The sequence below is a fragment of the Caulobacter sp. P1_B12_2 genome (genome assembly GCF_056406675.1).
In genome coordinates, this window is record NZ_JBFTZS010000316.1 from 1 (window position 1) to 5,521 (window position 5,521).

The window sequence follows — 5,521 nt, forward strand, 5'->3', positions numbered from 1 at the left end:
GTGCTGGAGGCCGACGAGGAGCGCCACAAGCTTCTGACCAGCCTGGACACGGCCGAACCCGAGGACATGGGCGAGATCTGGGCCCGGCTGATCGAGATCGACGCCGACGCCGCGCCGGCCAAGGCTTCGGAAATCCTGGTCGGTCTGGGCTTCAGCCAGGAAGACCTGGCCCGGCCGATGGCCGAGTTCTCGGGCGGCTGGCGCATGCGCGTCGCCCTGGCCGCGGCGCTGTTCGCCGAGCCGGACATGCTGCTGCTGGACGAACCGACCAACTATCTCGACCTGGAAGGCGCGCTTTGGCTTGAAGCGAGGCTGCAGAAGTACCCGCACACCGCCCTGATCGTCAGCCACGACCGTGAGCTGCTCAACAACAGCTGCACCCACATGCTGCACCTGGCCGGCGGCAAGCTTGAGCTCTATGTCGGCGGCTACGACGATTTCGAGGAGCGCCGCGCCGAGAAGGCCCGCCTCCAGCTGTCGGCCAAGGCCAAACAGGACGCCGAACGCGCCCACCTCCAGGCCTTCGTCGACCGTTTCAAGGCCAAGGCTTCCAAGGCCGCGCAAGCTCAGTCGCGGATGAAGCGCCTGGCCAAGATGCAGCCGGTCGCCACCACGATCGAAGAGCGCGTCGCGCCCTTCACCCTGCCCTCGCCGCCCCGCCCGCTGCCGCCGCCGCTGATCCGGCTGGAGCGCGCCAATGTGGGCTATGAGGAAGGCCGCCCGATCCTCAAGAACCTCAACCTGCGCATGGACCTGGACGACCGGATCGGCCTGCTGGGCGTCAACGGCGCGGGCAAGTCGACCTTCGCCAAGATGATCGCCGGCGCCCTGGGCGTGCAGTCGGGCGAATTCCACCGCGACCGCAAGATGCGGGTCGGCTGGTTCCACCAGCATCRGATYGAGGCGATGGACCCGAACGACACCCCGCTGGAGATCATCCGCCGGGCCATGCCCGACGCCTCGGAAGCCTCGCGGCGCTCGAAGCTGGCGCAGTTTGGTCTGGGCTTCGGGAAGCAGGAGACCACGGTCGCCAACCTGTCAGGCGGCGAACGCGCCCGCCTGCTGCTCAACATGGTGGCGATGGACGGGCCGCACATGCTGATCCTCGACGAACCGACCAACCACCTGGACATCGACTCGCGCCGGGCCTTGCTGGACGCCCTGAACGACTATGAAGGCGCGGTGATCCTGATCACCCACGACCGCTCGCTGATGGAGCTGGTCGCCGACCGCCTGTGGTTGGCCGCCGACGGCACCGTCAAGCCGTTCGACGGCGACATGGACGAGTACGCCAAGTTCGTGCTCGACCGCGCCAAGCAGTCGGTCAAGCCGACCCAGGTCGAGCGCGAGCCGATCAAGGCCGAACCCGCGGCCGCGCCGGCCCGCAAGACCGTCGCCATCGAGCCGCTGAAGCGCAAGATCGAAGCGGCCGAGCAGGTGGTCACCCGCACCACCCGCCAGGTCGCCGAGCTGGAAACCCAACTGGCCGACCCGCAGCTCTACAAAAACCCGACCAAGGTCGCCGAACTGACCAAGCGCCGCGACAACGCCAAGTCCAAGCTGGACGAGGCTGAGGCGACCTGGATGGGCCTGGCCGAGGAGTTGGCGGAGGCCCAGGCGTAGCGCGCGTTACAGCTTAGGGTAAACGCGCCTAAACCACGTCTCTTAGCCAATATGTGAGATCCGGGCGCGTATTCCTGCTCGCATGAGTTCAGGAACCGCGTCCCGAAATCACATCGTCGCCAATCCGGAAGGCCTCTCGGCCGAGTCCGTTCTGGCGGCTTTCGGCCAATGGCTGGACCAGCGCCTGGCTGACGCCATGCGGCTGGACATGGACCTGGCGTTCCGCGACCGTCCGTTCGACATCGAGATCGGCCGCACCCCGCCCCTGGTGGGTTGGGAGCATCGCTACCTGCAGCCCGGCGCCCCGGCCCCGCGCGGCAAACTTTGGACTGTTTATCGCCTGCAGGACCAGACCGGCCGCCCCGCGCCGCTGCTCAAGCACGCCGATGACTATGCCGACACCATGACCCCGTTGCTGGGCGAGTTGGGCTATCTGGGCGTATTCGACGGCGAGCCCGCGCTGTTCCCAGGCGTCGGAACCCGCTAGCGCCCCCAGGGCTTACGCTCGCGCCGGCCCGGGTCCATGCTGTCGGCAACCCCGGGGCCGCTCATGTCGCAAGAATCCAGGTTGAAGGTCGGAGTCGATGTCCCCTGGGTGACCAGTTGGAGCGACGAAGAGAGTCTGGGCGTACGGCCCTGCCCGACCGTCGGCGGCCGCTTGGCTGTCTGCCAGGCCGAGCGTCCGGGACAGGGCAAGCCGCAATATTCGCTGAACCATTTCCGTCGCCAGCGGGAGACCGTGGGCCGAATGCTGTGCCCGATGTGCGGCGCGCCGACGGCGGCCGGCGACCGCTGGACCCAGATCGCCAAGCGTGTGCCCGCCGGCCTGTTGCGCGCCAAGGGTCTGGGCATGGCCGTGCCCGCCGCCGTGGCCAACGAGCGGATCGTCATCGACGCCGGCTCGATCGCCCCGCTGCACGACGCCTGCGTCAAGCGTTCGCTCGAACATTGCCCGCACCTGAAGGCTCACCCCGGAGTCGAGGTGATGGCCTGGCCCGAGCACTGGACCATCGCGCCCCTGATGGTCCAGGCCGTGGCCCCGCCCGTTCTGGCGATCATGGCGGCCCCAAGCGCGCCGCCTCGCGCCGCCGTCGGTTTCCTGCAGATCTTCGGCCTGACCCAGGACAGCGATCCGCGCTGGCGGCGACGCCTGCGCGAGCTGGACCTAGCGGGCGCCGAACCGCACGGTCTTCACCAGGGCCGGCCCGCCGTCTGACCGCACGACCACCAGGTTTCGCCCGGCGAGCAAGGCGACCCTGCCCAGCCGAACCTCGGTCCAGGCCGCGCCCGTCGGAACCGGGACCGCTGCGCCGGCCGCGCCGTTGACGCTCACCGACAGCTTGCCGCCCTCGCCGCGCGCCGAGACCGTCAGGTCGTAGGTCCCCGCCTTGGCCGCTACGACCGTGTATTTCAGCCATTCGCCGTTCGTGAAATCCTCGACATAGGGCGTCCCATCGGCCTCGCGAGCGATGTCGACCCCGTCGTTGCGGTAGGTTCGTCCGTTGTTCCAGGTCGTCCGCTGGCCGCCGGTCGAGACGTGGTAGTTGGCCGTGTCCTTGTCGGCATAGGCTTGGGCGGGGGCGCCCAGATCGTAGTCGACGGCGGCGATCGTTCCGCCCTTGGCGCCGATCCGGTGATCCTTGAACGGGCGCACCGTGTCGTCGTGCGGCTGGCGGATCATGGCGTCGACCACGTCCGGATGCTGGACGTTGTTTTCGAACCGGACGTCCTTGGACGCCAGGGTCATCAGGGCCGCATAGGCCTCGTCGGCCGTCGGCTTGGGGCCCTTCTTGGTCCAGTAGTCGACCAGCTTGAGGTAGCCGGGGTTGGGCGTGACCTCGAGCGGCTGGTTGAAGCCGATCTTCTTCAGCGGCCAGAACGCCCAGCCGATCTCGTGTTTCTCGACCAGGGCGATCGCGTCGCGGAACCAGGCGTTGGAGTTCTCGCCGCTCTCGCCCAGCCACAGCGGCAGACCGGTGTCTTCGCGCAGCTTCAGGACAGAGGCGATCGACGCCTCGTCGTTGTTGTTCCAGTACTTGTGGAACGACAGGGCCAGGTTGTCGTCCCAGACCGCGGGCATGCCCTTGTAATTGTTGCCCCAGCAGTTGCCCTCCAGGACGATCATGTGCCGCTTGTCGATCTCGCGGACCGCCGTCGTCAGTTCCTTGTAGTAGTCCCACAGGGCCGTCTGCTTCTCGTCCTTGCAGCCGTGGTCGCCGCCCGGACCATCGAAGTCCCAGTTGGGCTCGTTGATCAGGTCATAGGCCCCGATCGCCGGCTCGTCCTTGTAGCGTGCGGCCAGCTTGCGCCAGAGGGCCACCGTCTTGCGGCGGTTCTCGGAGCTCTGCCACAGCGAGGGCTTGGAAGGATCGCGGTCGGCGATCGGCAGATCGGCGCCCTGCCCGCCCGGCGCGGCGTGCAGGTCCAGGATCAGGTACATGCCGTTGGCCTTGGTCCAGGCCAACAGGTCGTCGATGCGCTTGAAGCCGTCTTCCTTCCAGGTGTCCTGGCCGGGGACCGGCTCCTGGTCGGCGGCCAGGGTCAACAGGCCGTAGTGCATCGGCAGGCGCACCGAGTTGAAGCCCATGGCGGCCATGGCGTCGATGTCGGCCTTGGTGGTGTGGTTGTCGAGCCAGGCCTGGTGGATCGCGGCCTCGCGCTCGGGGCCGACCAGCTTGGCGGTCTCGGCGCGGATCACATATTCCTGGCCCCGGCCCAGCTCGCCCAGCTTGAGCATGTAGCCTTCCTGCAGCATCCAGCCGCCCAGGCCCATGCCGCGCAGGATCACGGGGCGCCCGGTCTCGTCGACGATCCGCTTGTCCTTGGCATGGAGATAGCCGTCGGCCAGGGTCGGCGTGGCGGACAACAGGGCGAGCGACGCCACGGCGGCGAACAAGGCTTTCATCTGGACGAACCTCCCGACGTCGCCTCTGATGGGCGAACTGGTCAGGCCACTTTAGGTCTCTGATGACAACGTTGTCTAGGTTGCTGAAAGCCTTGGTTCACCGCGCCGACGCCTGAAGGGCGTCGATGACGGTCAAGGCGGCCGCTTGGCGCATCCCGGACGCAAGACCCAGGGCGCTCAGGGTCATGGCGAACAAGGCCGTCAGGATGAGCGATCTCATGACGGCCACGCTGCCAGTCAGGCCGGCCAGCGCCTATGCGTTGCGTGCCAGGGAAGCCCCTAGCCGCACTTGACCTGCTGGACGACGCCGGTGTCGGGGTTGAACAGGATGTTCAGCCGGTCGGGACGATAGTCCATGGTCACTGGACAGGTCGTGCAGGCCACGCGCCAGCGCGAGAGATCGACCGTGGCCGGCAAATCGGTGCGGTTCTTGCCGACGAAGGCCTGGGCGTCCTTCAGGCCGCACTGGTCCTTCTCCGGCTCCGGCGTCCTGGGCAAAGCGATGGCCGGCGGCGCGGTCGGGGTGCTGGGCGGCGGCATGGGCGCGGGTTCGGGCGCGCTGGAGCACGAGGCCAGGACCAGCGCCACGCTCGCCAACATCAAACGCTTCATGCCGATTTCTCCCAACCGCGTTCAGCGCCCTGGCGCCAGTAAGACACGGGGTGGCCCGCGCCCTTGAAGGCCTTCCACCGACCCCGCGCCAGGCGCAGGGCCTCTTCGTCGCGACCGTCGAACAGCAGGATGCAGCGTTCGAACGCCGAAAGATCGCCCGGCTCGGCCCCGTCGAGCAGGAACAACGCCTGACCGCCGTTCGGGTTGTCCAGCTTGTCGGTCAGCAGCACCGGCTGGCGGTCGGCCATCGGCTCGTCGTCCAGGCCGTGCGGCAGGAAGCTGTCGTCCCGCCACGTCCACAGATGGGCGTCCAGGGCGCGCAGGCGCGCGGGATCACCGCCGCGCACCAAGGCCCGCCAGCCGCGCCCCAGGGTCTTTTCC

7 protein-coding genes are annotated in these 5,521 nt (G+C 68.0%); 3 read left to right on the forward strand and 4 right to left on the reverse strand.

Annotated elements, in window-relative coordinates; all coding sequences use genetic code 11:
• From AC1DZ6_RS17780 to AC1DZ6_RS17790, 3 genes are all read left to right on the forward strand, one after another.
• Positions 1-1,623, forward strand: a 1,623-nt coding sequence (locus AC1DZ6_RS17780) for an ABC-F family ATP-binding cassette domain-containing protein (protein ID WP_477098474.1), incomplete at its 5' end; no start/stop codon positions are given.
• A gap of 82 nt (positions 1,624-1,705) precedes the next feature.
• Complete coding sequence (locus AC1DZ6_RS17785; protein WP_477098475.1) at positions 1,706-2,110, forward strand: hypothetical protein; 405 nt, start codon at positions 1,706-1,708, stop codon at positions 2,108-2,110.
• Positions 2,111-2,173: 63 nt separating this feature from the next.
• On the forward strand, positions 2,174-2,839 hold the full coding sequence (locus tag AC1DZ6_RS17790) for a hypothetical protein (RefSeq protein ID WP_477098476.1): 666 nt from the start codon (positions 2,174-2,176) through the stop codon (positions 2,837-2,839).
• Here the strand turns inward: AC1DZ6_RS17790 and AC1DZ6_RS17795 are convergent.
• The 4 genes from AC1DZ6_RS17795 to AC1DZ6_RS17810 form a co-directional block, all read right to left on the reverse strand.
• Positions 2,789-4,528: a cellulase family glycosylhydrolase gene (locus AC1DZ6_RS17795; protein ID WP_477098477.1), complete on the reverse strand. Its 1,740-nt coding sequence runs from the start codon at positions 4,526-4,528 to the stop codon at positions 2,789-2,791. The two genes, AC1DZ6_RS17790 and AC1DZ6_RS17795, sit on opposite strands and share 51 nt — an antisense overlap.
• 97 nt (positions 4,529-4,625) lie before the next feature.
• Positions 4,626-4,748, reverse strand: coding sequence for a hypothetical protein (locus tag AC1DZ6_RS17800; protein WP_477098478.1), 123 nt, complete (start codon positions 4,746-4,748; stop codon positions 4,626-4,628).
• 59 nt (positions 4,749-4,807) lie between these two features.
• Complete coding sequence (locus tag AC1DZ6_RS17805; protein ID WP_477098479.1) at positions 4,808-5,140, reverse strand: peptidase inhibitor I78; 333 nt, start codon at positions 5,138-5,140, stop codon at positions 4,808-4,810.
• A partial coding sequence (locus AC1DZ6_RS17810) for a DNA polymerase III subunit chi (RefSeq protein WP_477098480.1) occupies positions 5,137-5,521 on the reverse strand: 385 nt, incomplete at its 5' end. The genes AC1DZ6_RS17810 and AC1DZ6_RS17805, both read right to left, overlap by 4 nt.